Source organism: Salmonella sp. SAL04157, from assembly GCF_046551635.1.
In the GTDB taxonomy this organism is placed as follows: domain Bacteria; phylum Pseudomonadota; class Gammaproteobacteria; order Enterobacterales; family Enterobacteriaceae; genus Salmonella; species Salmonella enterica.
The window spans coordinates 634,483-659,924 of the sequence record NZ_JBGDVS010000001.1 but is presented as its reverse complement, the minus strand read 5'-3'; the positions used below and the strand labels follow the sequence as shown (position 1 = coordinate 659,924).

21 protein-coding genes are annotated in these 25,442 nt (G+C 54.6%); 9 read left to right on the top strand and 12 right to left on the bottom strand.

From position 1 onward, the window contains the following. The first annotated feature begins 64 nt into the window (after positions 1–64). The 5 genes from nanA (at position 65) to nanQ (ending at position 4,636) form a co-directional block, all read left to right on the top strand. Positions 65–958 carry an N-acetylneuraminate lyase gene (gene nanA / locus ACLJRE_RS03225; RefSeq protein ID WP_023212286.1) on the top strand — a complete coding sequence of 298 codons (894 nt, stop codon included), beginning with the start codon at positions 65–67 and terminating at the stop codon, positions 956–958. 115 nt (positions 959–1,073) lie between these two features. Then, positions 1,074–2,564 carry a sialic acid transporter NanT gene (gene nanT, locus ACLJRE_RS03220; protein ID WP_000108071.1) on the top strand — a complete coding sequence of 497 codons (1,491 nt, stop codon included), beginning with the start codon at positions 1,074–1,076 and terminating at the stop codon, positions 2,562–2,564. A gap of 46 nt (positions 2,565–2,610) precedes the next feature. After that, entirely contained in the window at positions 2,611–3,300 is a 690-nt protein-coding gene (locus ACLJRE_RS03215) for an N-acetylmannosamine-6-phosphate 2-epimerase (RefSeq protein ID WP_023212285.1), read from the top strand. Beyond that, a complete protein-coding gene (gene nanK, locus ACLJRE_RS03210) occupies positions 3,297–4,172 on the top strand; it encodes an N-acetylmannosamine kinase (protein ID WP_000208968.1) in 876 nt (291 codons plus the stop codon). The genes ACLJRE_RS03215 and nanK overlap by 4 nt, the downstream gene beginning before the upstream one ends. Next, positions 4,169–4,636, top strand: coding sequence for an N-acetylneuraminate anomerase (nanQ, locus tag ACLJRE_RS03205; protein WP_000979901.1), 468 nt, complete (start codon positions 4,169–4,171; stop codon positions 4,634–4,636). The genes nanK and nanQ overlap by 4 nt, the downstream gene beginning before the upstream one ends. An 81-nt stretch (positions 4,637–4,717) precedes the next feature. Here nanQ and ACLJRE_RS03200 read toward each other — a convergent pair whose 3' ends face one another. The 5 genes from ACLJRE_RS03200 to gltB form a co-directional block, all read right to left on the bottom strand. Beyond that, the gene (locus ACLJRE_RS03200) at positions 4,718–5,998 is read right to left on the bottom strand and encodes a cytosine deaminase (protein ID WP_001180677.1); all 1,281 of its coding nucleotides are present in this window, start codon (positions 5,996–5,998) and stop codon (positions 4,718–4,720) included. Then, a complete protein-coding gene (codB, locus tag ACLJRE_RS03195) occupies positions 5,985–7,238 on the bottom strand; it encodes a cytosine permease (RefSeq protein ID WP_001542969.1) in 1,254 nt (417 codons plus the stop codon). The genes ACLJRE_RS03200 and codB overlap by 14 nt, the downstream gene beginning before the upstream one ends. 115 nt (positions 7,239–7,353) lie before the next feature. After that, on the bottom strand, positions 7,354–8,457 hold the full coding sequence (locus ACLJRE_RS03190; protein ID WP_000184316.1) for a YhcG family protein: 1,104 nt from the start codon (positions 8,455–8,457) through the stop codon (positions 7,354–7,356). 207 nt (positions 8,458–8,664) lie between these two features. Next, positions 8,665–10,083, bottom strand: a complete 1,419-nt coding sequence (gene gltD / locus ACLJRE_RS03185) for a glutamate synthase subunit GltD (protein WP_000081638.1) — start codon at positions 10,081–10,083, stop codon at positions 8,665–8,667. Positions 10,084–10,092: 9 nt separating this feature from the next. After that, positions 10,093–14,553: a glutamate synthase large subunit gene (gene gltB, locus ACLJRE_RS03180; RefSeq protein ID WP_058108999.1), complete on the bottom strand. Its 4,461-nt coding sequence runs from the start codon at positions 14,551–14,553 to the stop codon at positions 10,093–10,095. A gap of 671 nt (positions 14,554–15,224) precedes the next feature. On the opposite strand from gltB, the gene ACLJRE_RS03175 reads away from it, so the two are divergent. The 4 genes from ACLJRE_RS03175 to mtgA all read left to right on the top strand — a co-directional run bounded on the left by ACLJRE_RS03175 (position 15,225) and on the right by mtgA (position 20,189). Next, entirely contained in the window at positions 15,225–16,154 is a 930-nt protein-coding gene (locus ACLJRE_RS03175) for a TIGR01212 family radical SAM protein (RefSeq protein WP_001176885.1), read from the top strand. Between the two features lie 93 nt (positions 16,155–16,247). Next, positions 16,248–18,584 (top strand): aerobic respiration two-component sensor histidine kinase ArcB, encoded by a 2,337-nt coding sequence (gene arcB / locus ACLJRE_RS03170; protein ID WP_000809819.1) that lies wholly within the window; start codon positions 16,248–16,250, stop codon positions 18,582–18,584. A gap of 226 nt (positions 18,585–18,810) precedes the next feature. Further along, a complete protein-coding gene (elbB, locus tag ACLJRE_RS03165) occupies positions 18,811–19,464 on the top strand; it encodes an isoprenoid biosynthesis glyoxalase ElbB (RefSeq protein ID WP_000719811.1) in 654 nt (217 codons plus the stop codon). Continuing rightward, positions 19,461–20,189, top strand: a complete 729-nt coding sequence (mtgA, locus tag ACLJRE_RS03160; RefSeq protein ID WP_000044650.1) for a monofunctional biosynthetic peptidoglycan transglycosylase — start codon at positions 19,461–19,463, stop codon at positions 20,187–20,189. Before elbB ends, mtgA begins: the two co-directional genes overlap by 4 nt. 74 nt (positions 20,190–20,263) lie before the next feature. Here mtgA and yrbL read toward each other — a convergent pair whose 3' ends face one another. From yrbL to lptB, 7 genes are all read right to left on the bottom strand, one after another. Further along, on the bottom strand, positions 20,264–20,896 hold the full coding sequence (gene yrbL / locus ACLJRE_RS03155) for a PhoP regulatory network protein YrbL (RefSeq protein WP_000576804.1): 633 nt from the start codon (positions 20,894–20,896) through the stop codon (positions 20,264–20,266). 246 nt (positions 20,897–21,142) lie between these two features. Then, positions 21,143–21,415, bottom strand: coding sequence for a PTS phosphocarrier protein NPr (npr, locus tag ACLJRE_RS03150; protein WP_000216797.1), 273 nt, complete (start codon positions 21,413–21,415; stop codon positions 21,143–21,145). Beyond that, positions 21,412–22,266, bottom strand: a complete 855-nt coding sequence (gene rapZ, locus ACLJRE_RS03145) for an RNase adapter RapZ (RefSeq protein WP_000243749.1) — start codon at positions 22,264–22,266, stop codon at positions 21,412–21,414. The genes npr and rapZ overlap by 4 nt, the downstream gene beginning before the upstream one ends. Before the next feature lie 45 nt (positions 22,267–22,311). Then, positions 22,312–22,803, bottom strand: a complete 492-nt coding sequence (gene ptsN / locus ACLJRE_RS03140; RefSeq protein ID WP_000609332.1) for a PTS IIA-like nitrogen regulatory protein PtsN — start codon at positions 22,801–22,803, stop codon at positions 22,312–22,314. Positions 22,804–22,920: 117 nt separating this feature from the next. Continuing rightward, positions 22,921–23,208 (bottom strand): ribosome hibernation promoting factor, encoded by a 288-nt coding sequence (gene hpf, locus ACLJRE_RS03135; RefSeq protein WP_001176589.1) that lies wholly within the window; start codon positions 23,206–23,208, stop codon positions 22,921–22,923. 22 nt (positions 23,209–23,230) lie between these two features. Further along, positions 23,231–24,664, bottom strand: a complete 1,434-nt coding sequence (gene rpoN / locus ACLJRE_RS03130) for an RNA polymerase factor sigma-54 (RefSeq protein WP_000809013.1) — start codon at positions 24,662–24,664, stop codon at positions 23,231–23,233. A 47-nt stretch (positions 24,665–24,711) separates the two neighbouring features. Next, positions 24,712–25,437, bottom strand: a complete 726-nt coding sequence (lptB, locus tag ACLJRE_RS03125) for an LPS export ABC transporter ATP-binding protein (RefSeq protein ID WP_000224105.1) — start codon at positions 25,435–25,437, stop codon at positions 24,712–24,714. Between the last annotated feature and the right edge of the window lie 5 nt (positions 25,438–25,442).

Sequence of the window (25,442 nt, the reverse complement as noted above, 5' to 3'; positions counted from 1 at the left end):
TTTGATCTGGTATAACAGGTATAAAGGTAGGTAGTTAATATATTCATCATCCGTAGAGGTAGGTATGGCAAAAGCATTGCAAGGCGTAATGGCGGCGTTGTTGACCCCATTTGATCATCAGCAGCAACTGGATAGCGAAAGCCTGCGCCGTCTGGTGCGTTTTAACATCGGCCAGGGTATCGACGGGCTGTACGTTGGCGGTTCCACCGGGGAAGCATTCGTACAGAGCCTTGCTGAAAGAGAGCAGGTACTGGAGATTGTCGCCGAAGAGGCGAAGGGAAAAATCACGTTGATCGCCCATGTCGGGACGGTAAGCACCGCAGAAAGCCAGCAGCTTGCCAGCGCCGCAAAGCGTTACGGTTTTGATGCGGTCTCTGCGGTGACGCCTTTTTATTACCCTTTCAGTTTTGAAGAGCACTGTGACCATTATCGGGCAATCATTGATTCCGCAGATGGATTGCCGATGGTGGTATACAACATTCCGGCGTTAAGCGGTGTAAAACTTACCCTCGATCAGATCAATACGCTGGTGACATTACCGGGCGTGAGCGCGCTGAAGCAAACCTCCGACGATCTCTTCCAGATGGAGCAGATCCGCCGCGCGCATCCGGATCTGGTGCTGTACAACGGTTATGACGAAATCTTCGCTTCCGGCCTGCTGGCGGGCGCGGACGGCGGTATCGGCAGCACATACAACATTATGGGCTGGCGTTACCAGGGGATTGTGCAGGCATTACGTGAAGGCGATGTGGCGAAAGCGCAGCGTCTGCAAACCGAGTGCAATAAGGTTATTGATTTACTGATTAAAACCGGCGTATTCCGCGGCCTGAAAACGGTCCTGCATTATATGGACGTGCTATCGGTGCCGCTGTGTCGTAAACCGTTTGCGCCTGTTGATGAAAAATACCTGCCGGCGCTCAAGGCGCTGGCGCAACAACTGATGGAAGAAAAGGCGTAACAGCATAATGCCGGGGGCGCTACGCTTGCCCGGCCTACAACAGTGTGAGCGGTAGGCCGGATAAGGCGGAGCCGCCATTCGGCATAACGACAACAAAAATCGTCGGGAGAGTAAAATGAGTACTTCTACCCAGAACATCCCGTGGTATCGCCATCTCAACCGGGCGCAGTGGCGGGCATTTTCCGCTGCCTGGCTGGGATATCTGCTTGATGGTTTTGATTTTGTGTTGATTGCTCTTGTACTGACTGAGGTACAAAGCGAATTTGGGCTGACGACGGTACAGGCGGCAAGCCTGATTTCTGCGGCTTTTATCTCTCGCTGGTTCGGCGGGTTATTACTGGGCGCGATGGGCGATCGCTATGGGCGTCGTCTGGCGATGGTCAGCAGCATCATTCTGTTTTCGGTGGGAACCCTGGCATGCGGGTTTGCGCCCGGTTACACCACCATGTTCATCGCCCGACTGGTGATTGGTATGGGCATGGCGGGCGAATATGGTTCCAGCGCGACCTATGTGATTGAAAGCTGGCCAAAACATTTACGCAATAAAGCCAGCGGTTTTCTGATTTCCGGCTTCTCCGTCGGCGCGGTCGTTGCCGCGCAGGTGTACAGCCTGGTGGTGCCTGTCTGGGGCTGGCGCGCGCTGTTTTTCATTGGCATTTTGCCAATTATCTTCGCTCTCTGGCTGCGGAAAAACATTCCGGAAGCGGAAGACTGGAAAGAGAAACACGCGGGTAAAGCGCCGGTACGCACGATGGTCGACATTCTTTATCGGGGCGAGCATCGCATCATCAACATTTTAATGACTTTCGCCGCCGCCGCTGCGCTGTGGTTCTGTTTTGCCGGTAACCTACAAAATGCTGCGATTGTGGCGGGGCTGGGACTACTGTGCGCGGTTATCTTTATCAGCTTTATGGTGCAGAGCAGCGGTAAACGCTGGCCCACTGGCGTCATGCTGATGCTGGTGGTACTGTTTGCTTTCCTCTATTCCTGGCCGATTCAGGCGCTATTACCTACTTATCTGAAAACCGAGCTGGCCTACGATCCGCATACGGTGGCGAATGTCCTGTTCTTTAGCGGATTTGGCGCGGCGGTTGGTTGCTGCGTAGGCGGTTTTCTTGGCGACTGGCTGGGAACGCGTAAAGCCTATGTCTGTAGCCTGCTGGCCTCGCAAATCCTCATTATTCCGGTCTTTGCGATTGGCGGCACAAACGTCTGGGTTCTGGGTCTGCTACTGTTTTTCCAACAGATGTTGGGGCAGGGGATTGCCGGGATTCTGCCGAAACTGATCGGCGGTTACTTCGATACCGATCAGCGCGCGGCGGGGCTGGGCTTTACTTATAACGTCGGCGCGCTCGGCGGCGCGCTGGCGCCGATCCTGGGAGCACTGATCGCTCAACGTCTGGATCTGGGCACTGCGCTGGCATCGCTCTCTTTCAGCCTGACGTTTGTCGTGATCCTGCTTATTGGGCTTGATATGCCGTCTCGCGTACAGCGTTGGCTACGTCCGGAAGCGTTACGCACCCACGATGCTATCGACGACAAACCGTTCAGCGGAGCCGTACCGCTTGGCAGTGGTAAAGGTGCCTTTGTAAAAACGAAAAGTTAATCCGCTTGCCCGGTTTTAAACCGGGCAATATTTGTAAGGGAGTAGTATGTCGTTACTTGAACAACTGGATAAAAATATTGCCGCTTCTGGCGGCCTGATTGTCTCCTGCCAGCCCGTTCCGGGCAGTCCGCTGGATAAGCCGGAGATTGTAGCGGCAATGGCGTTGGCGGCGGAACAGGCGGGCGCGGTTGCGGTGCGTATTGAAGGCATAGACAACCTGCGTATGACCCGCTCGCTCGTTTCGGTACCCATTATCGGCATTATCAAACGCGATCTGGACGACTCTCCAGTGCGCATTACCCCTTTTCTCGACGATGTAGATGCGCTGGCACAGGCCGGAGCAGCTATTATCGCCGTTGATGGAACCGCTCGGCAACGGCCGGTAGCCGTTGAGGCGTTGTTGGCGCGCATTCATCACCACCATCTACTGGCGATGGCCGACTGCTCATCCGTGGACGATGGTCTCGCCTGTCAACGGTTGGGCGCGGACATTATCGGCACGACAATGTCCGGCTACACCACCCCCGATACGCCGGAGGAACCCGATCTGCCCTTAGTCAAAGCGTTGCATGACGCCGGATGCCGGGTAATAGCCGAAGGGCGCTATAACTCGGCAGCACTGGCGGCGGAGGCGATCCGTTATGGCGCATGGGCGGTGACGGTGGGGTCCGCCATTACCCGTCTGGAACATATCTGTGGATGGTATAACGACGCATTAAAAAAGGCGGCGTCATGACTACGTTAGCAATCGATATTGGCGGTACTAAACTTGCCGCCGCGCTCATCGACAAAAACTTGCGCATTAGCCAGCGTCGCGAGCTGCCGACCCCCGCAAGCAAAACGCCGGATGCGTTACGTGAAGCATTAAAGGCGCTGGTTGAACCACTACGGGCAGAGGCGCGTCAGGTAGCGATAGCTTCTACCGGGATCATTCAGGAAGGGATGCTGCTGGCGCTAAACCCCCATAATCTGGGCGGCTTGCTACACTTTCCGTTAGTACAAACACTGGAAACGATAGCAGGCCTGCCGACGCTGGCGGTGAACGACGCGCAGGCGGCGGCCTGGGCGGAGTATCACGCGCTCCCTGATGATATTCGCGATATGGTATTTATCACCGTTTCAACCGGCGTTGGCGGCGGCGTTGTCTGCGACGGCAAGCTCCTTACCGGAAAAGGCGGTCTGGCCGGGCACCTGGGACACACCCTGGCGGACCCACACGGGCCCGTATGCGGCTGTGGACGCGTTGGCTGCGTAGAGGCCATCGCCTCCGGACGAGGGATGGCCGCGGCGGCGCGGGACGATCTGGCGGGATGCGACGCCAAAACCCTATTTATTCGCGCTGGCGAAGGTCATCAGCAGGCGCAACATCTGGTAAGCCAATCCGCGCAGGTAATAGCGCGAATGATCGCCGATGTGAAAGCGATTACCGACTGCCAGTGTGTGGTCATTGGCGGCAGCGTAGGGTTAGCTGAGGGTTACCTGGAGCAGGTTCGCGCGTTTTTGATGCAAGAGCCTGCGCCTTATCACGTGGCGCTGAGCGCCGCTCGCTATCGGCATGACGCAGGATTATTAGGCGCTGCTTTGTTAGCTCAAGGAGACACATTATGATGATGGGGGAAGTACAGTCGTTGCCTTCTTGCGGGTTGCATCCGCGACTGCTGGATGCCTTGACTCTCGCGCTGGCGGCAAGGCCGCAGGAGAAAGCGCCGGGGCGCTATGAATTGCAGGGCGACAATATCTTTATGAATGTAATGCAGTTAACGACGCAAATGCCGGCCGAGAAGAAAGCGGAATTGCATGAACAATACATTGATATTCAGCTACTACTAACCGGCGTCGAGCGTATTGCGTTTGGGATGTCCGGTGCCGCTCGCCAGTGCGAGGAGATGCACGTTGAAGAGGATTACCAGCTTTGTAGTCAAATTGTCGACGAGCAGACTATTACGCTGCAAGCGGGGATGTTTGCTGTGTTTATGCCGGGAGAACCGCATAAACCGGGATGTGCAGTGGGTGAGCCGGATGACATCAAGAAAGTGGTAGTGAAAGTACGCGCCAGTCTGCTGGCGGCCTGAATCTCTTGCCGGAGCAGTCTTCCGAACGCAGCCCCTTACGGGCTGCGTGGTGAATGTGCCGGAGAGCGCGGGTATGACGGGTTAACGCTTAAACGTCACGGCTTCCGGCTGGGGCAGGTGCAGCGTCGTCTGGCTCGGCACCGTCTCGGCAATTACCCGCCCGTGGCGAATCGAGTAACGGGCAGGCGTCTGGCGACGTACCGCATCGAATCCATTCTCAGCGGGTAAGATAACCAGATTCGCGGCATTGCCGACGCTCAGACTGTAGTCCTGTAAATGCAGGGTTTTTGCGCTGTGGGTAGTGATCAGATTTAACCCATCGTTGATTTGCCCATACCCCATCAACTGGCAAACGTGTAACCCCATATGCAGCACCTGCAGCATATTTGCCGTGCCTAATGGATACCACGGATCGAAGACGTCATCATGGCCAAAGCAGACGTTGATCCCCGCTTCCAGCATCTCTTTCACTCGCGTGACGCCACGACGTTTCGGGTAAGTATCAAACCGCCCTTGCAGATGAATATTCACCAGCGGGTTGGCGACGAAGTTAATCCCCGACATTTTCAACAGGCGGAACAGGCGTGACGCATACGCGCCGTTGTACGAGTGCATAGCCGTGGTGTGGCTGGCGGTCACGCGCGACCCCATGCCATCACGATGCGCCAGCGCCGCGACCGTTTCGACAAAGCGAGACTGCTCGTCATCAATTTCGTCGCAGTGCACATCGATCAAGCGATCGTATTTCTGCGCCAGGGCGAAGGTTTTGTGCAGCGATTCAACGCCATATTCCCGCGTGAACTCAAAGTGCGGAATGGCGCCAATAACGTCAGCGCCCAAACGCACGGCTTCCTCTAACAGCGCTTCACCGTTGGGATAAGACAGAATACCTTCTTGCGGAAAGGCGACAATTTGCAGGTCTACCCACGGCGCAACCTCTTGCTTCACTTCCAGCATGGCTTTCAGCGCGGTGAGCGTAGGATCTGAAACGTCAACGTGAGTACGAACGTACTGGATGCCGTTAGCCATCTGCCATTTCAGGGTCTGCATCGCGCGCGCTTTCACATCTTCATGCGTGAGCATTGCTTTACGTTCTGCCCAGCGCTCAATCCCTTCAAACAGTGTGCCGGACTGGTTCCAGCTCGGTTCACCCGCCGTTTGCGTGGTATCCAGGTGGATATGTGGCTCAACAAACGGTGGAATAGCCAGACCGCCTTCGGCATCAAGCACTTCGCCCTGCGGTAACGATGCGGCTTCTTGAGGCTCAATCCGGCTAAAGCGCCCGTTTTCAATCGTAATCTGCCATAATCCTTCGTGTCCCTGCAGACGCGCCTGACGAATGGTGATGTTATTGTTCTGCATGGCTGACCTCTGGTGATTTAGCAAGGCTGCGGTTGAAAAGTGGATTCAGCAGGATATAGCTGAAGACGCCGCCGAGTACGGCGTTGACGGGCACAATACCAGGAACATAATGTCCGGCGGCGATGCCCAGCGCGACGGAAAGAATAGCAATCCAGTTAACGGGAATAAAGCGCACGGTGTTGAAGTCAGCATAGCGGCGGCGGTTCAACAGATAGTCGGCAATAATCACTCCGCCAATCGGTGGGATGGCAGATGACAGGAACGTCAGCCAGCCGACAAAATTATTATAAAGCCACAGCGCGCACACGGTACCGATAATCCCGTTCACCACCGACAGCGTGCGGCTGGAAAGACCGGTAATATTGGCGAAGCCCAGACCCGATGCGTACAGCGCGTTATCGTTGGTAGTCCAGATATTCAGGCCGAGCACCACAATCGCGGGCAGCAGCAGCCCCTGCGCTATCATCACGTCAGAGATATCCGCCTGACCGACGGCGGCAGCGCCTGCCGCGCCAAAGATAAACATCAGCGAGTTGCCGAGGAAAAAAGCGACCATCGCAATCAGTACGGCGCTTTTGGCATGACGCCCGAAGCGGACGAAGTCGGCGGTTAATGTACCGGCGCTGACAAACGAGCCCACCACCAGCGCCAGCGCGCTGGAAAAATCCAGCGGCGTCTGCGGCACTATCGTTTTTAAATGCTCCAGCCCACCCACGCCGCTGACCGCCAGCCAGACGGAGTAGCTGCCCAGAATCACGATCGCGGGTACGGCAATGATAGACAAAATGGTCAACGCCGAGATGCCGAAAAAAATGGTCAGGGTCATCAGCAGACCCGAAACGGCAATCAGAATATTGGCATCAATGCCCGTCGCTTTACTGACCGGAATAGCGAACATCGCTACGCCAACGCCAAACCAGCCTACCTGTGTGCCGCCAAGCAGCAAGGAGGGAAGCCATGAGCCTTTAACGCCAAAGGAGTAACGTGCAAGGAGGTGGGTGGAGAGTCCGGTTTTTGCGCCGATGTAACCAAGAAATGCAGTGTAGATACCGAGGAGGAGATTACCGAAGAGAACTGCGAGGAAGAAATCGTGATAGGTAAGACCGGTGCCGAGTGTCCCTCCGGTCCACATACTGGCGGAAAAAAACGTTAAACCCAACATGACAAACGTCAGTGGAATCACGCCCTTCCGCGCCGCCAGAGGGACGGGGCCCTGGCTATAATTGTTGTCCTGCGACACAACGCCTCCATGAATTTTGCCCAAAAAATCCGCCGCATAATATACAGTTCTCAGAATAAAGCAAACGTTTTCGTGTGATATTTTTTTGATAATCATTCATGACATTAATGGTTCGCTAGTTTTTCTCCGTTGTCCGTGAACCACCGCGAGTGAGTTGAGTTTCCAGCATGGTTTGCGAACGAATAAGTTCGTCTGTGAGTAATTTTTCGTCGGGCAACTGCACTTTGTACTCGCTCGCCATGATGGTGTTTGGCAGGCCAGTCAGCGCGTAATGCGCTTCCCCCGCGCCTTTCCCTGCGCACAAAACCAAGCCGACTGGCGGGTTTTCTCCAGGCATTGTCCAGTGCTCTTTGGCATAGTTCAGGTACATATTCATCTGCCCGGCATCCGCATAACCGAATTTGCCTACCTTCAGGTCAACGAGCAACAGGCAGCGCAAGCGACGATGGAAGAACAGCAGATCGACGCGGAACCAGCTATCGTCTATGCGTAGTCGGCGTTGACGGCCAACAAAAGCAAAATCGTCACCGAGCTCCAGCATAAAGTCCATCAGGTGGCTGAGCAGCGCGTCTTCGAGATCTGATTCGGAATACTCGTCCTTCAGGTTAAGAAATTCCAGAATGAACGGGTCGCGTATGGCTTGCTCCGGCAAAACGTTTGGCTCGGCGGGTGCAGGCTGCTGCAACATGGCGGATTTGTCGTGGGACAGTAGCGTTCGTTCGTAAAACTGCGTCGCGATTTGCCTGTCGAGCTGCCTAACTGACCAGCCGTTACGTAGCGTCTCTTTCTCGTAAAAAGTGCGGGCATTGGGATTTTTTACCGACAAGAGGCGGACATACGCCGACCAGGGGAGTGGGAAAGATTTAGCCAGTTGCGCCAAATGGAGAGATTCTCCAGACACTGTCTGGAGAATCTCAATTTTTTGAAAATAAAGATAAAACTTTTTAAATTGCCATAGATTACTGGCAGAAAAACCTCGTTTATATCTTTGGCTTAAATCCTGTGATAAACGATCAATTAGCTGTTCACCATAAGCAGCTCTGGCTTCACCGCCTTGTTCAAATTCAACAATGCGTCGACCCATTTCCCAATAGGTTGCTGTCATGATGGTGTTGATGCTGCGAACGGTTTGTGTCCGCGCTGTATCCAGCAGTTGAACAATTCCGTTATGAATTTGCTGATATTCATCAGACTGTGGCGCTAAAGTTGGATTCGTCATGTCATCCCTTACGTGATAGTTTCATTGTGAAATTAGAACGCTATCAATACGCTTCAGGCGTAAACGGATCAATCCATGAACGGATTTTACATGGCATTACATCTCGATTTACGAGCGGGTTTCCAGAATCGGCAGGAGAGATATTGAGGAGAGGAATATCGGCTCCCCAGCCATCAGCACAAGGCATCAACCGGGGAGCCGGAAGGGTTACACTTCGAGGTAGTTCATAATCCCGTCAGCCGCCTTACGGCCTTCGGCAATCGCCGTCACCACCAGATCGGAACCGCGCACGATGTCGCCACCGGCGAAGATTTTCGGGTTGCTGGTCTGGAAAGCATTATCGCTGCGTTCCGGCGCGATAATTCGTCCCTGCGAGTCCAGTTCCACGCTGTGTTTCGCCAGCCATTCCATGCTGTGTGGACGAAAACCAAACGCCATCACCACCGCATCAGCCGGAACCACATGCTCGGAACCGGCGACGATCTCCGCCCGCCGACGGCCTTTGGCATCCGGTTCGCCCATTTCAGTGCGCACCATTTTTACGCCGCTCACTTTGCCGTTGGCATTGACTTCAATGCCCAGCGGTTGAACGTTAAACTGAAATTCGACACCTTCCTCGCGCGCATTCTTCACTTCGCGTCTGGAGCCCGGCATGTTCTCTTCATCACGACGATAAGCACAGGTTACGTGCGTTGCGCCCTGACGAATGGAGGTACGTACGCAGTCCATTGCGGTATCGCCGCCGCCCAGCACCACCACGCGTTTGCCTTCCATGCTGACATATGGTTCGTCGCTGGTTTCGCCAAACCCCATGATCTGCTTCGTATTGGCGATCAGGAACGGCAGAGCGTCGAATACGCCGTCCGCATTTTCATTTTCCAGCCCGCCGCGCATCGACTGATAGGTGCCGACGCCAAGGAATACCGCATCGTAATCTTTCAGCAGATCTTCAAGCTGTACATCACGACCCACTTCGGTATTAAGTTTGAACTCAATACCCATGCCGGTGAAGATCTCGCGACGGCGGGTCATCACCTCTTTTTCCAGTTTGAAAGCTGGAATACCGAAGGTCAGCAGGCCGCCGATTTCCGGATGGCGATCAAAGACCACCGCCTTCACGCCGTTGCGGGTCAGCACGTCGGCGCACGCCAGCCCTGCCGGACCTGCGCCGATAATCGCTACCCGTTTGTCCGTCTGGCGTACGCCGGTCATATCCGGGCGCCAGCCCATCTCAAACGCTTTATCGTTGATATAGCGCTCAATGTTACCGATGGTCACCGCGCCGAACTCATCGTGCAGCGTACAGGAGCCTTCGCACAGGCGGTCCTGCGGGCAGACGCGGCCACACACTTCCGGCAGGGTGTTGGTCTGGTGCGATAGCTCAGCCGCCTCAAAAATACGCCCTTCGTTAGCCAGTTTCAGCCAGTTCGGGATGTAGTTATGTACCGGACATTTCCACTCGCAGTAGGGGTTCCCGCAGGACAAACAGCGATCCGCCTGGGCTTTCGCCTGACCTTCAGAAAACGGTTCGTAGATTTCAACAAACTCGATCTTACGGATCTTCAGCGGTTTCTTCGGCGGATCAACGCGCTGCAGGTCGATAAATTGATAAACATTCTGGCTCATTTCAATTCCTTACTGCGCCTGCACGCGCAATTCTGCCGCACTACGACTACGGTGGCCCAACAGGGCTTTGACATCGCTGGACTTGGGCTTCACTAACGCGAATTGGGTTGAGAAGCTTGACCACCTGGACAGGATCTCTTCGCCGCGTTGCGAACCAGTATGCTGCACGTGCTCGGTGATCAGGCCGCGCAGATGCTCTTCGTGGATAGCCAGCGAATCAACGTCCAGTACTTCTACCAGTTCCGGGTTCACGCGTTTACGGAATTCGCCATCTTCGTCCAGCACATAGGCGAAGCCGCCGGTCATCCCCGCGCCGAAGTTAACGCCGGTTTTACCCAGCACGCAGACGATGCCGCCGGTCATGTATTCACAGCCGTTGTCGCCGATGCCCTCTACTACGGTAATCGCCCCGGAGTTACGCACGCCGAAACGTTCGCCCGCGCGGCCCGCCGCGTACAGACGGCCACCGGTCGCTCCATACAGGCAGGTGTTGCCGATAATGCTGGCCTTATGACTGAGGAAGGCGGAACCTACCGGCGGTCTGATGGCGATCAAACCGCCTGCCATACCTTTACCGACATAGTCGTTGGCATCGCCAGTCAGATATAACTCCACGCCGCCCGCGTTCCACACGCCAAAGCTCTGGCCTGCGGTACCGCTGAAGTGCGCTTTAATCGGATCGGAAGCCAGCCCCTGATCGCCGTGGGTCTGTGCGATGTAGCCGGAAAGCGACGCGCCGACGGAACGATCGGTGTTGCGGATGTCGAACCAGAAGGTTTTGCTCTGGCGCGCATCGATAAACGGTTTCGCCTGCTGCAACAGTTGCGCATTCAGCACGCCGTTATCAAACGGCGGGTTATTCTCGGTGCAGTACAGCGCTTTACCCGGATGAGGTTCAGCGGTTTCCAGTAGACGAGACAGCGCCAGCTTCTGCTGTTTCGCCGTAAAGCCCTCCAGCTCTTTCAGCAGGTCGGTGCGGCCAATCAAATCCACCAGGCGAGTCACGCCAAGCGAAGCCATCAGCTCGCGCACTTCGCGGGCGATAAATTCAAAGTAGTTGGTCACTTTGAACGGCAGGCCGTGATAGTGGTTCTTACGCAGTTTTTCATCCTGCGTCGCTACGCCGGTTGCGCAGTTGTTCAGATGGCAAATGCGCAGGTATTTACAGCCCAGCGCCACCATCGGGCCGGTGCCGAAGCCGAAACTTTCCGCACCAAGAATCGCCGCTTTAATGATGTCGACGCCGGTTTTCAGACCGCCGTCCACCTGCAGACGAATCTTGTGACGCAGGCCGTTAGCGACCAGCGCCTGCTGGGTTTCAACAAGTCCGAGTTCCCACGGACAGCCCGCATATTTCACCGAAGAGAGCGGGCTGGCGCCGGTACCGCCGTCGTAACCAGCGATAGTGATCAGATCCGCATAGGCTTTCGCCACGCCGGTCGCGATGGTGCCAACGCCCGGTTCGGACACCAGCTTCACGGAGATCATCGCCTTCGGGTTGACCTGCTTGAGGTCGAAAATGAGCTGCGCTAAGTCCTCGATAGAGTAGATATCGTGGTGCGGCGGCGGGGAGATCAGCGTCACGCCCGGCACTGAATAACGCAGTTTAGCGATATACGGAGTGACTTTATCCCCCGGCAACTGACCGCCTTCACCCGGTTTCGCGCCCTGCGCGACTTTAATCTGGATCACATCGGCATTGACCAGGTAGGCCGGCGTCACGCCAAAGCGACCAGAGGCCACCTGTTTGATACGCGACACTTTATTGGTGCCGTAGCGCGCAGGGTCTTCACCGCCTTCGCCGGAGTTGGAGTTGCCGCCGAGGCTGTTCATCGCTTCCGCCAGCGCTTCGTGCGCTTCCGGACTTAATGCGCCGATAGACATGGCTGCGGTATCAAAGCGTTTAAACAGCTCACTGGCGGGCTCAACCTCGTCGATAGTCACCGCCTCGCCGTCTGGATGTATCGCCAGCAGATCGCGCAGCGTTGCCGCCGGACGCTCATTGACCAGTTTGGCGTATTCCTGATAATCACTGTACTCGCCGCTCTGTACCGCCTGTTGCAGGGTACGCACGACATCCGGGTTATAGGCGTGATATTCGCCGCCGTGGACGTACTTCAACAGGCCGCCAGGGCTAATGGGTTTGCGCGCCAGCCAGGCGCGTTTGGAGAGATTCAGCAGATCCTGCTGGAAGTCATCAAAGCTCGCGCCGCCGATACGGCTGACCACGCCCTGGAAGCACAGGTTTACCACATCATCGTGCAGCCCGACCGCTTCAAACAGTTTGGAGCAGCGGTAAGAGGCAATGGTCGAAATGCCCATTTTGGACATAATCTTGTACAGCCCCTTGTTGATGCCGTTGCGGTAGTTCTGCATCACGGTACGGTAGTTTTTAGCGATGGCCTGGGTATCAATCAGACGCCCCAGCGTTTCGTAGGCCAGGTACGGATAGATGGCCGTTGCGCCAAAGCCGAGCAGTACCGCAAAGTGATGCGGATCGCGGGCGCTTCCGGTTTCTACGATGATGTTGGCGTCGCAGCGCAGGCTTTGTTCCACCAGACGCGTTTGCACCGCGCCCACCGCCATCGGCGCGGGGACCGGCAGGCGATTCTTACCGATATTGCGATCCGAGAGGACCAGCAGCACGGTGCCGTTGCGCACCATCTGTTCCGCTTTATCGCACAGCGCTTTAACCGTCGCGTCCAGTGTGGTTTCGGTGATATCAAAGGTAATATCAAGCCAGTCGGCGCGGTAGTGATGCTCGCTCATGGTGGTGAGCTGTTTGAAATCGGAGTACAGCAGAATTGGCGATTTAAAACTCAGGCGATGGGCCTGACCTTCCGCTTCGCAGAAGACGTTCATTTCGCGACCGATGCTGGTGGCGAGCGACATGACGTGCGCTTCACGCAGCGGGTCGATAGGCGGGTTAGTGACCTGCGCGAACTGTTGGCGGAAGTAGTCGTAAATAATACGCGGCTGGCTGGAGAGCACGGCAAAGGGGGTATCGTCGCCCATTGAGCCGACGGCTTCCTGGCCGTTTTCGCCCAACACGCGGATAACCGAGTCCAGCTCTTCGGCGCTGTAGTTAAACTGTTTCTGATAGCTGGCGAGCAGGTCATCGTCCAGTTCGCGGCTACCGACTTCTTCATCTGGCAACTCTTCAAACGGCACCAGACGGCGAACATTCTTTTCCATCCACGCTTTATACGGATGGCGGCTTTTTAGATCGTCATCGGTTTCCGCGGAATGCAGAATACGTCCGCCGCGGGTGTCGATCACCATCAGCTCGCCTGGGCCGACGCGGCCTTTCTCGACCACTTCATCCGGCTGATAGTCCCAGATACCGACTTCGGAGGCGCAGGTGATCAGCTTGTCTTTGGTAATGACATAGCGTGCCGGGCGCAGGCCGTTACGGTCAAGGTTACAGGCGGCGAAGCGCCCGTCGGACATTACGATGCCTGCCGGACCGTCCCACGGCTCCATATGCATGGAGTTAAAGTCAAAGAAGGCGCGCAGATCCTGGTCCATATCGGGGTTGTTCTGCCAGGCGGGCGGCACCAACAGGCGCATGGCGCGGATAATGTCCATCCCGCCTGCCAGCAGCAGTTCCAGCATGTTGTCCAGCGAGCTGGAATCCGAACCGGTTTCGTTAACAAACGGCGCAGCGGACTGTAAATCCGGGATCAGCGGCGTCTGGAATTTATAGGTACGGGCGCGCGCCCACTGGCGGTTGCCAGTGATAGTGTTAATCTCGCCGTTATGCGCCAGGTAGCGGAACGGCTGCGCCAGCGGCCAACGCGGCACGGTGTTAGTGGAAAAGCGCTGGTGGAACAGGCAGATGGCCGATTCCAGACGCAGATCCGCAAGATCCAGGTAGAAGCGCGGCAGATCCGCCGGCATACACAGACCTTTATAAATGTTGACCAGATTCGACAGGCTGCATACGTAGAAATCTTTGTCGTCCTGCAGACGTTTTTCAATGCGTCGGCGGGCGATAAACAGACGGCGCTCCATATCGCGCGGACGCCAGCCCGCCGGAGCGTTGACAAAAATCTGCTCAATACGCGGCAGGGAGGAGAGGGCGATTTCACCGAGCACGCCTTCATTGGTTGGCACATCGCGCCAGCCGACAATCGACAGGGTTTCCTGTTGTAATTCTTCTTCGACAATATGGCGTGACGCGGCGGCCAGTTCAGGATCTTTATTCAAAAAGATCATCCCGACGGCGTAGTTTTTGGCTAAGCGCCAGCCGCGCTCTTCGGCCACGATGCGAAAGAAACGGTCAGGTTTTTGTAACAGCAAGCCGCAACCGTCGCCGGTTTTACCGTCGGCAAGGATCGCGCCACGGTGCTGCATCCGGGCCAGCGCGTGTATGGCGGTACGCACTACCTTGTGGCTAGGTTCGCCTTCTATGTGGGCGATCAGGCCGAAACCACAGTTATCCTTCTCAAGGGATTTATCGTACAACATATCAGTGAACCTCCCCAGGCTCTACGGGACGCTCTCTCAACCGACGGCGCGCGGGCACAGCAAGAGCATGGCGACGGGGCTGGCGCATCATACGCTTACCTCGCATTCGCCCTCTTTGTGTCCTTTGCGCATTGGTAAATACGGTTAAGAGGGAATCTCAATTACTGCATAAATATGATGAGCAGACGGCTCATCCAGAAAGCTTCCAGCGGATCCCCAACTTATCGGGAATCCACACCCAGGTCAAATGGCAAACTGATTTATGCAAAAGTGTGCTGTAGCACAGATAACTTTTTGAATCTGTTGAAATTAAAAGGTTTTTTATAGAAGGGCTGCTAATACGGAGCGGCAGAAAGCCTGTGATCTGTCTCACTATAAGATCCGCTCGCCAGGCATTATCTGACCTTGCTTTTTCAAAAATCTTGGCATTTTATGCTGTTTTAAGCGTGAGCAGTATTGAATGCTACTGTTTTTATCGATGACCCAGCAAACGCTGAAAAAAGAGGGGAATATCAGGAAAAATCATCAGCGGGATTATGAATGAAATATCGTTTATTTTGCTTGATTATGCAATGGATAAAAGCCTTCCGGGACGATTGATCCAGGTCATCGCCAAAGGAGACTAAAAATGGCAGGCTTTGGCCTCTTTTTAAGAGGCGGTCTATCAGATTATGCAGTTACAGAAATTAGTCAATATGTTTGGTGGGGATCTTTTACGTCGGTATGGGCAAAAGGTTCATAAGCTGACGCTTCATGGCGGTTTTAGCTGCCCTAATCGCGACGGTACCATCGGGCGTGGCGGTTGCACCTTCTGTAATGTCGCCTCTTTTGCCGATGAGGCGCAGCAGCATCATTCGATTGCCGAGCAGCTTGCGCATCAGGCGCATCTGGTGAACCGCGCTAAACGCTATCTGGCCTATTTCCAGGCCTACACCAGCACCTTTGCGGAAGTGCAGGTGCTGCGTTCCATGTATCAACAGGCGGTCAGCCAGGCCAGTATCGTCGGGTTATGTGTCGGTACGCGTCCGGATTGCGTCCCGCAGGCAGTAGTAGATTTACTGTGTGAATATAAAGATCAAGGCTACGAGGTGTGGCTGGAACTGGGATTGCAAACCGCGCACGATAAAACCCTGCGCCGAATTAACCGCGGGCATGACTTCGCCTGCTATCAGCGTACCACCCGGATTGCCCGGGAGCGCGGGCTGAAAGTGTGCGCGCATCTGATTGTGGGGCTGCCGGGAGAAGGGCAGGCAGAATGCCTGCAAACCATGGAGCGTGTGGTGGAGACGGGCGTAGACGGTATTAAACTGCATCCGCTACATATTGTGAAAGGCAGTACGATGGCCAAAGCCTGGGAAGCGGGGCGGCTGAACGGCATCGAACTGGACGACTACACGCTAACGGCAGGTGAGATGATTCGTCATACGCCGCCGGAGATAATTTATCACCGGATTTCAGCCAGCGCTCGCCGTCCGACGCTGCTTGCCCCGCTGTGGTGTGAGAATCGCTGGACGGGGATGGTTGAGCTGGACAAATACCTGAATGAGCATGGCGTACAGGGCTCTGCGCTGGCCCGTCCCTGGATACCACCTGTAGCGTAGCGTGATGAGGGGCGCTACGCATATTTCGCACAATATTCAACGCGGTTCCCATAATTGGGTATTATGTGCGAAGTTGTGGTGAAGGAATCCTCTATGAAGCAAATTCGTATGCTGGCGCAATACTATGTCGACCTGATGATGAAATTGGGTCTGGTGCGCTTTTCCATGCTCCTGGCGTTGGCATTGGTGGTGCTGGCGATTGTCGTGCAGATGGCGGTGACCATGGTGCTGCATGGTCAGGTTGAAAGTATCGACGTTATTCGTTCCATCTTTTTTGGCCTGTTAATTACGCCCTGGGCGGTCTATTTCTTATCCGTTGTTGTTGAACAACTGGAAGAGTCAAGGCAGCGACTGTCGCGTCTGGTGCAAAAGCTGGAGGAGATGCGCGAGCGCGATCTCAAGCTTAACGTACAGTTGAAGGACAATATTGCCCAGCTTAATCAGGAAATTGCCGATCGCGAAAAAGCGGAAGCGGAGCTGCAAGAGACATTTGAACAGCTAAAAGTAGAAATTAAAGAGCGTGAAGAGGCGCAAATCCAGCTAGAACAGCAATCCTCTTTTCTGCGCTCCTTTCTGGACGCCTCGCCGGATTTGGTTTTTTATCGTAATGAGGATAAAGAGTTTTCCGGCTGTAACCGCGCAATGGAATTGCTAACCGGCAAGAGCGAAAAACAGCTGGTGCATTTGAAGCCGGAAGATGTGTACTCTCCCGAAGCGGCGGAGAAAGTCATTGAAACCGACGAAAAAGTATTCCGCCATAACGTCTCCCTGACCTATGAACAGTGGCTGGATTATCCGGACGGACGAAAGGCCTGCTTTGAAATTCGTAAAGTGCCTTATTACGACCGTGTCGGTAAACGTCATGGCCTGATGGGATTTGGTCGTGATATTACCGAACGTAAGCGTTATCAGGACGCGCTGGAACGCGCCAGCCGCGACAAGACCACGTTTATCTCTACCATCAGTCATGAGCTGCGCACCCCGCTTAACGGCATCGTCGGTTTAAGCCGCATCCTGCTGGATACCGATCTCACCGCCGAACAGGAAAAATACCTTAAAACAATCCATGTCTCCGCCGTGACGTTAGGCAATATTTTCAATGACATCATTGATATGGATAAGATGGAGCGGCGTAAGGTTCAGCTTGATAACCAACCGGTTGATTTCACCAGCTTTATGGCCGATCTGGAAAACCTTTCCGGTTTGCAGGCGCAGCAAAAAGGGCTACGTTTTGTGCTTGAGCCGACGCTGCCGCTGCCGCACAAAGTCATTACCGACGGAACGCGTCTGCGCCAGATTTTATGGAATTTGATCAGCAATGCGGTGAAGTTTACTCAGCAGGGCCAGGTGACGGTGCGGGCGCGCTATGATGAAGGCGACATGCTGCACTTTGAAGTGGAAGATTCCGGGATCGGCATTCCGCAGGATGAGCAGGATAAAATTTTCGCCATGTATTATCAGGTGAAAGACAGTCATGGCGGTAAGCCGGCGACGGGTACCGGTATCGGGCTGGCGGTCTCCCGTCGGCTGGCGAAAAATATGGGCGGCGATATTACCGTCTCCAGTCTGCCGGGCAAAGGATCGACCTTTACGCTAACGGTTCATGCGCCAGCGGTGGCGGAAGAGGTGGAGGACGCCTTTGATGAAGACGACATGCCGCTGCCCGCGCTGCATGTTCTGCTGGTCGAAGATATTGAACTGAACGTGATCGTAGCGCGTTCGGTACTGGAAAAACTGGGGAACAGCGTGGATGTCGCGATGACCGGCAAGGCGGCGCTGGAGATGTTCGCGCCGGGCGAATATGACCTGGTCTTACTGGATATTCAGCTACCGGATATGACGGGTCTGGATATCGCCAGAGAACTGACCCGTCGCCACACGCGGGAAGATTTACCGCCGCTGGTAGCGCTTACGGCTAACGTTCTGAAAGATAAAAAAGAGTATCTGGACGCTGGTATGGACGATGTGCTGAGTAAGCCGCTGTCGGTGCCGGCCTTAACCGCGATGATTAAAAAATTCTGGGATGCCACCGATAAAGAGGAGAGTACCGTGACGCCTGAAGAGAGCGATAAAGCGCAAGCGCTGCTGGATATCCCGATGCTGGAACAATACATCGAGTTGGTTGGGCCTAAATTGATCACCGACGGCCTCGCGGTGTTTGAAAAAATGATGCCTGGCTATTTAAGCGTGCTGGAGTCCAATCTGACGGCGCGTGACAAAAAAGGCGTCGTTGAGGAAGGGCATAAGATTAAAGGCGCCGCCGGTTCGGTAGGGCTGCGTCATCTGCAACAGCTTGGCCAGCAAATCCAGTCGCCGGATCTTCCCGCCTGGGAAGATAATGTCGCGGAATGGATTGAAGAGATGAAGCAGGAGTGGCAGCACGATGTCGCGGTGCTGAAAGCCTGGGTGGCAAACGCGGAAAAAAAATGACCCCGGTTTGACCGGGGTGCGCGAATACTGCGCCAACACCAGGGAAATCGTGGCTGCGCCGTGCTTATTATGATGATGTCAAAGGCGCAGTCCTGTTTTCAGGCCGCACGCAGTTAAGATAGCAAATCCTAAATGATTTGTTACATGAATCATTTAAATGTGTGAAGCGTAGCATTTTAATCAAAATTATTAATGGGCTTGAGTCGGTTGCAGGAGGATGTTCACCATGAAAAAAATTGGCGTAGTGCTCAGCGGATGCGGCGTCTATGACGGCGCCGAAATTCATGAGGCCGTTCTGACGCTGTTGGCCATTGCCCGCAGCGGCGCGCAGGCTGTCTGCTTCGCGCCGGATAAACCACAAGCGGATGTTATTAATCACCTGACCGGCGAAGCGATGGCGGAAACGCGTAACGTCCTGATTGAGGCGGCGCGTATTACGCGGGGCGATATTCGTCCCCTGTCCCAGGCTCAGCCAGAGGAGCTGGATGCGCTCATTGTGCCTGGCGGTTTCGGCGCGGCGAAGAACCTGAGTAATTTCGCCAGCCAGGGGAGCGAATGCCGGGTGGATAGCGATGTCGTCGCGCTGGCGAAGGCCATGCACCAGTCCGGCAAGCCGCTGGGATTCATCTGTATCGCGCCCGCAATGTTGCCGAAAATCTTTGACTTCCCGCTACGTCTGACAATAGGGACGGATATTGATACCGCTGAAGTACTTGAAGAGATGGGGGCCGAACACGTACCTTGCCCGGTTGATGATATCGTTGTGGATGAGGATAACAAGGTCGTGACCACCCCTGCCTATATGCTGGCGCAGGATATCGCCCAGGCGGCAAGCGGCATTGATAAATTAGTGTCGCGCGTGCTGGTTCTGGCGGAATGAGCAAACGACGCATCGCGCCGTTAACGTTTTTGCGCCGTCTACTTTTACGTATCCTTGCTGCGCTCGCCGTCTTTTGGGGCGGCGGCATTGCGCTGTTTAGCGTGGTTCCGGTGCCTTTTTCGGCGGTGATGGCGGAACGGCAGATTAGCGCCTGGCTCGGCGGAGAGTTCGGTTATGTGGCGCATTCTGACTGGGTCAGTATGGCGGATATCTCGCCGTGGATGGGGCTGGCGGTAATTGCGGCGGAAGACCAGAAGTTCCCTGAGCACTGGGGCTTTGATGTTCCGGCGATTGAAAAAGCGCTGGCGCATAATGAGCGGAATGAGAGCCGTATTCGCGGCGCCTCTACGCTTTCGCAGCAAACGGCGAAAAATCTCTTTTTATGGGATGGACGTAGTTGGGTGCGCAAAGGTCTGGAGGCTGGGCTAACGCTGGGCATTGAAACTGTCTGGAGCAAAAAGCGCATCCTCACGGTTTATCTGAATATCGCGGAGTTTGGCGATGGTATTTTTGGCGTGGAGGCTGCGGCACAACGGTATTTTCATAAACCTGCCAGCCGCTTAAATATGTCCGAAGCCGCGTTGCTGGCGGCCGTGCTGCCTAACCCGATTCGCTATAAGGCGAATGCGCCTTCCGGCTATGTGCGTAGCCGGCAGGCGTGGATTATGCGCCAGATGCGCCAACTGGGCGGGGAATCTTTTATGACGCGCAACCAGCTTAATTAATTTTGTCGAATGGCGGCGCGAACGCCTTATCCGGCCTGCGATCTGTGTCGTCCAGGCCTGATAAGCACAGGCCATTAAGCTTCGTGAGAAGTAAGCGCCAGCCGTTTCTTGTCTTTTGGCTGCGCGTCCCTCTCCAGGGCAACGGCCAGTGCAGGCTGGGCGATAAACCGCTGCCACAATCTCTCCAGTTTGCGTTCACAGCACCATGTTGACCAGGTCGCCAGCGGGATAAAGGTACTTTCCCCCAGATTGTCGCAAACCACCGGAACCACTTCTGACTCGCTGATACGCTGGCACAGGATGTTTTGCGGCTTCAGCGACATCGTCACAATATGGTTATCCAGCAGGTAACGTTTCAGTTTTTTCAGTAGCCGCCGCAGGACAGCGACATCCTCTTCATAACGACATTGCGCGGCGAACTCGGTCAGGGTAATAGAGGGCGCGCCGTTGAAATCGGTAATCATGTCGTAGACATAGCCGGTGCCGCAATCGGTTTCTACCGTGCCGTAATAACGGGGGATAGCGCTCCAGTCCGTCAGGTAGCGGGACAGATGCGCATAGTAGTTCAGTTCACGCCGAATCTCTTTATCACCGCCGTGGTTACGGTTGTAAATGACTTTTATGCAACGCCGGGCATTATCCGGATGCGTATAGCATTTACGATGTCGACCGGTGCCCAGCGGAGTCTGTTTGGATAAGAAGATCATGGCAAGTCCTGGAAAAATTTATTCACATAAATTTAGTATGGACAAAGAACTTAAATAAAACCTAAACGAAATTTTTTAAGGTTTTCTTAATGTTTTTATGCATAGGTAAAGCGCACGAAATGTACAAATCTTACGAAAGGGTGGGGCTGCGGGATAAGTGGCAGGCAGGCGTAACACGCCCGGTTTTGGGGTGACTGTCATCAAATACCGGGACGGCGTTGGGGAAAATAGGGTATATGAGGAGGTTTAGTCTTCGTCAAAGCCGGAATTGAACAGCGCAATAACCGCCGCCAGCGCTTCAACTTCTTGCGGGCCGGTGGCTTCAATTTCGATCTGACGCCCTTTGGCGGAGTCGAGCATTAACAGAGCGATGACGCTGTTCGCTTCCGCTTCTGTGCCTTCGTCATTGCGTAATAGCACCTCGGCGTCAAAACCCTGCATCAGTTCGAAAAGCTTCATGGCAGGCCGGGCATGCATGCCCAGCTTATTGGTGACTTCAACAGTTTGCTTTACGGTCATGTTTTGCGTTTTTCCAGCGTGCGATGGCGAGACTGGACATTTTTACCGCGCGAGCGGAAGTAGTCTGCCAGCTGTTCTGCAATATACACCGAACGGTGTTTCCCGCCGGTACAACCGATAGCGACGGTAAGGTAGCTGCGGTTGTTGGTCTCCAGCATCGGTAACCATAGCTCAAGATAGCTGCGAGTCTGATAGATAAAATTGTGAACTTCTGTGTGTCGGTCAAGAAACGCGGCTACCGGCTTATCAAGCCCGGTCATGGGGCGCAGTTTTGGATCCCAGTGCGGGTTGGGCAGAAAGCGGACATCAAACACATAGTCCGCATCAATCGGGATACCATGTTTAAAGCCGAAGGACTCAAATACCATCGTCAGTTCGCGCTCGCGTTTGCCCAACAGCCGGGTACGCAGCATCTCCGCCAGCTCATGGACGGACATTTCTGAAGTGTCGACGATCAGATCCGCACGTGAGCGTAACGGCTCCAGCAAGTCACTCTCTTTATCGATCGCACTCTCTAAAGAAAGGTTTTTGCTGGAAAGTGGATGCAAACGGCGCGTGTCGCTGTAGCGGCGAATCAAGGTATTGCGGTCGGCATCAAGAAACAGCAATTGCGGCGAGAAAGCGCCAGGCAGATTATTCATCGCCTGTTCAAAAATCTCAGGTGATTCAGGCATATTGCGCACATCAATGCTGACGGCGGCGGAAATCTGGCGATCGGCCAGCGTTCGCGCCAGATCGGGCAACAGCACGACGGGGAGGTTATCCACGCAGTAAAATCCCATATCTTCCAGCGCGCGCAGAGCGACAGATTTACCTGATCCGGAACGCCCGCTGACGATCATCAGTACCATGTACCGTTTCTCCTCACAACGACAGAAAGAAATGCCATTGAGTTGTTATGCCTCATTCTGCTCACCTTCGGTGTCAGTAATGATTTGATACAGCTCTTCATCATTCAGCGCCGCGCGCAGGCGGCGGCAGATCGTTTTATCCGCCAGACGTTTCGCTACCAGCGACAGCGTGTGCAGATGCGTTTTAGTTTGATCGGCGGGCACCAGCAGGGCGAAGAGGAGATCGACCGGCTGGTTATCGATGGCGTCGAACGCGATCGGCGTTTCGAGCTGAACGAACACGCCGACGGCGCGTAAGGTATCTTCTTCCAGTTTCCCGTGCGGGATGGCGATACCATTACCAATACCGGTACTGCCCATTTTTTCGCGTGTCAGAATGGCTTCAAACACGACCTGAGGAGGTAAACTGAGCTGTTTTGCCGCCAGTTCGCTGATGATTTCCAGCGCGCGTTTCTTACTCTGACAATGAACGCCGCTACGCGTACACTCCTGGTTAAGTACACTGCTCAGTTGTAGAGTCGTATCGTTATTTATCATAATTTCACCTAAGAACCTGTCCTGTCAGGTTGATGGCCAGGTTCGGAGCGCTAACTGTACAAATGGCCCGTTGTGTCACACAACAGGCCGTCCTGCACTGGCTAACTGCCCGGACAATTAGTGTTGTTTCAGTTTATCTTTATGCCTGGTTAACTGCCTTGCCAGTTTATCAATCAAGCCGTCAATGGCGGCATACATATCCTGGCCTTCCGCGCTGGCGTGAATTTCGCCGCCGTTAACGTGTAGCGTCGCATCCGAGATATGCGTGACCTTCTCCACTTTCAACACCACGTATACCTGATTAATCCGCTCAAAATACTGTTCAAGTTTGGCGAATTTCGTCGTCACAAATTCACGCAGGGCTTCAGTAATTTCGACATTATGTCCGGTGATATTGAGCTGCATAGTGTCTTCCTTATCGGTTGGGTCAAACCAGCTGTTTGCGTTGGTTTGACGGCGGAATGGATAAAGACTCTCGGTACTTCGCAACAGTGCGGCGCGCCACCATGATACCTTGTTCTGACAGCAGAGAGGTTAACTTGCTGTCGCTCAGTGGTTTCGCGGGGTTTTCCGCCGCAATTAACTTCTTCACCAGCGCGCGAATCGCGGTGGAAGAGGCTTCGCCTCCGCCTTCGGTATTGACGTGGCTGGAAAAGAAATATTTGAGTTCAAAAATACCGCGCGGGCTGTGCAAATACTTCTGCGTGGTCACGCGGGATATGGTGGATTCGTGCATCTCGACGGCCTGGGCGATATCCGCCAGTACCATCGGTTTCATATATTCTTCGCCCTGTTCAAAAAAGGCTTGCTGTTGCTCGACGATGCAGCGACTGACACGCAGCAGCGTGTCGTTGCGGCTTTCAAGGCTTTTTATCAGCCACTTCGCATCCTGTAAATTACTGCGGATGAACTGGCTGTCGGCATCGTTGCGCGCGCTGTTGCACATGGCGGCATAGTGCTGGTTAATCTGTAAACGGGGAATACTGTCGCTATTAAGCTCCACCGTCCAGCGACCGTTATGCTTGCGTACCAGCACATCCGGGATAACGTACTCCGGCTCACCGGTCTGGATCGATTGACCGGGTCTGGGATCGAGCGACTGAATCAGGTTTACCGCCTCTTTCAGCACCTCTTCTTTTAGTCGGGTAACGCGCATCAACGTGCGGAAATCGTGGTTGGCCAGCAGATCAAGGTGATCGCAGATAATAAGCCGCGCCTCTTCCAGCCACGGCGTGGATTTGTCGAATTGTGAAAGCTGGATCAGCAGACAGTCGCGAAGATCTTTTGCCGCGACGCCTACCGGATCAAAACGCTGAATGCGCTTCAGAACGGCTTCAACCTCATCGAGATCCACCTCTACATCGCCCATGCTTTCGCGAATTTCGTCCAGGGATACGGTGAGATAACCGGTATCATCTACCGCGTCGACAATGGATGTCGCAATAGCGCGATCGGTGTCCGAGAAGGGCGTTAGCTCAACCTGCCACATCAGATAATCCTGCAACGACTGCGTCGTTTCGCCCTGATAGACGGGCAGCTCATCGTCGATATAATCGCCGCTGGGGCCGGACGGCGTCCCGGCGGTGTAAATTTCATCCCAACTGGCGTCAAGCGGCAGCTCTTCCGGCATCTCTTTTTGTTCGAACGCGTCGGCGGTATCGAGAGGATCGTTATCCTGAGGTTGCTGAGTGTCGATTTCGTCATGAAGATCGGTTTGCTCAAGCAGCGGGTTATTTTCCAGCGCTTGCTGGAGTTCCTGCTGAAGTTCCAGCGTAGACAACTGCAACAGACGGATGGCCTGTTGTAGCTGAGGCGTCATCGCCAGTTGTTGGCTAAGCCTGAGTTGCAAACCTTGCTTCATATTCAGAGTCGTTTTCTCCCGCTAGAGCAGCATAGCCCTCTACCCTATCAGAGTCTGAAGTCTTCCCCAAGATATACACGCTTAACGTGTTCGTCTTGCAGGATTTCTGTCGGCGTACCGTGGGCAATAAGGTGGCCCTGGCTCACGATATAGGCGCGTTCACAGACTGCCAGCGTCTCACGGACGTTATGGTCGGTGATCAGCACGCCGAGCCCGCTATCGCGCAGATGCTCGATAATGCGTTTGATGTCGATAACGGAAATCGGGTCAACGCCGGCAAACGGTTCATCCAGCAGGATAAATTTGGGATTAGCGGCCAACGCGCGGGCTATTTCTACACGACGGCGTTCACCACCGGACAGCGCCTGTCCCATACTGTCGCGCAGATGCTCAATATGAAACTCTTCCATCAGCTCGTTGGCGCGGTCTTCTCGCTGTTCTGCGGTCAAATCTTCACGAATTTGCAGTACCGCCATCAGGTTATCAAATACGCTGAGACGGCGGAAAATAGAGGCTTCCTGCGGCAAATAGCCGATACCGCGGCGCGCGCGCGCGTGCAGCGGCAGCAGACTGATATCTTCATCATCGATGATGATATTGCCCGCGTCACGCGGCACGATACCGACGACCATATAAAAGGTGGTGGTTTTACCCGCGCCGTTTGGACCGAGCAGCCCGACAATCTCCCCGGAGTTAACGGTCAGACTGACATCTTCCACTACGCGACGGCCTTTATAGGCCTTCGCCAGATTCTTTGCAGTTAATGTTGCCATAACGA

Coding starts and splice junctions, on each gene's coding strand:
- nanT (WP_000108071.1), top strand. CDS start 1,074: ATGAGTACTTCTACCCAGAACATCCCGTGGTATCGCCATCTCAACCGG.
- gltB (WP_058108999.1), bottom strand. CDS start 14,553: ATGTTGTACGATAAATCCCTTGAGAAGGATAACTGTGGTTTCGGCCTG.
- rpoN (WP_000809013.1), bottom strand. CDS start 24,664: ATGAAGCAAGGTTTGCAACTCAGGCTTAGCCAACAACTGGCGATGACG.
- ACLJRE_RS03200 (WP_001180677.1), bottom strand. CDS start 5,998: ATGCAGAACAATAACATCACCATTCGTCAGGCGCGTCTGCAGGGACAC.
- lptB (WP_000224105.1), bottom strand. CDS start 25,437: ATGGCAACATTAACTGCAAAGAATCTGGCGAAGGCCTATAAAGGCCGT.
- nanA (WP_023212286.1), top strand. CDS start 65: ATGGCAAAAGCATTGCAAGGCGTAATGGCGGCGTTGTTGACCCCATTT.
- nanQ (WP_000979901.1), top strand. CDS start 4,169: ATGATGATGGGGGAAGTACAGTCGTTGCCTTCTTGCGGGTTGCATCCG.
- arcB (WP_000809819.1), top strand. CDS start 16,248: ATGAAGCAAATTCGTATGCTGGCGCAATACTATGTCGACCTGATGATG.
- ptsN (WP_000609332.1), bottom strand. CDS start 22,803: ATGATAAATAACGATACGACTCTACAACTGAGCAGTGTACTTAACCAG.
- gltD (WP_000081638.1), bottom strand. CDS start 10,083: ATGAGCCAGAATGTTTATCAATTTATCGACCTGCAGCGCGTTGATCCG.
- yrbL (WP_000576804.1), bottom strand. CDS start 20,896: ATGATCTTCTTATCCAAACAGACTCCGCTGGGCACCGGTCGACATCGT.
- ACLJRE_RS03190 (WP_000184316.1), bottom strand. CDS start 8,457: ATGACGAATCCAACTTTAGCGCCACAGTCTGATGAATATCAGCAAATT.
- mtgA (WP_000044650.1), top strand. CDS start 19,461: ATGAGCAAACGACGCATCGCGCCGTTAACGTTTTTGCGCCGTCTACTT.
- npr (WP_000216797.1), bottom strand. CDS start 21,415: ATGACCGTAAAGCAAACTGTTGAAGTCACCAATAAGCTGGGCATGCAT.
- rapZ (WP_000243749.1), bottom strand. CDS start 22,266: ATGGTACTGATGATCGTCAGCGGGCGTTCCGGATCAGGTAAATCTGTC.
- hpf (WP_001176589.1), bottom strand. CDS start 23,208: ATGCAGCTCAATATCACCGGACATAATGTCGAAATTACTGAAGCCCTG.
- elbB (WP_000719811.1), top strand. CDS start 18,811: ATGAAAAAAATTGGCGTAGTGCTCAGCGGATGCGGCGTCTATGACGGC.
- ACLJRE_RS03215 (WP_023212285.1), top strand. CDS start 2,611: ATGTCGTTACTTGAACAACTGGATAAAAATATTGCCGCTTCTGGCGGC.
- nanK (WP_000208968.1), top strand. CDS start 3,297: ATGACTACGTTAGCAATCGATATTGGCGGTACTAAACTTGCCGCCGCG.
- ACLJRE_RS03175 (WP_001176885.1), top strand. CDS start 15,225: ATGCAGTTACAGAAATTAGTCAATATGTTTGGTGGGGATCTTTTACGT.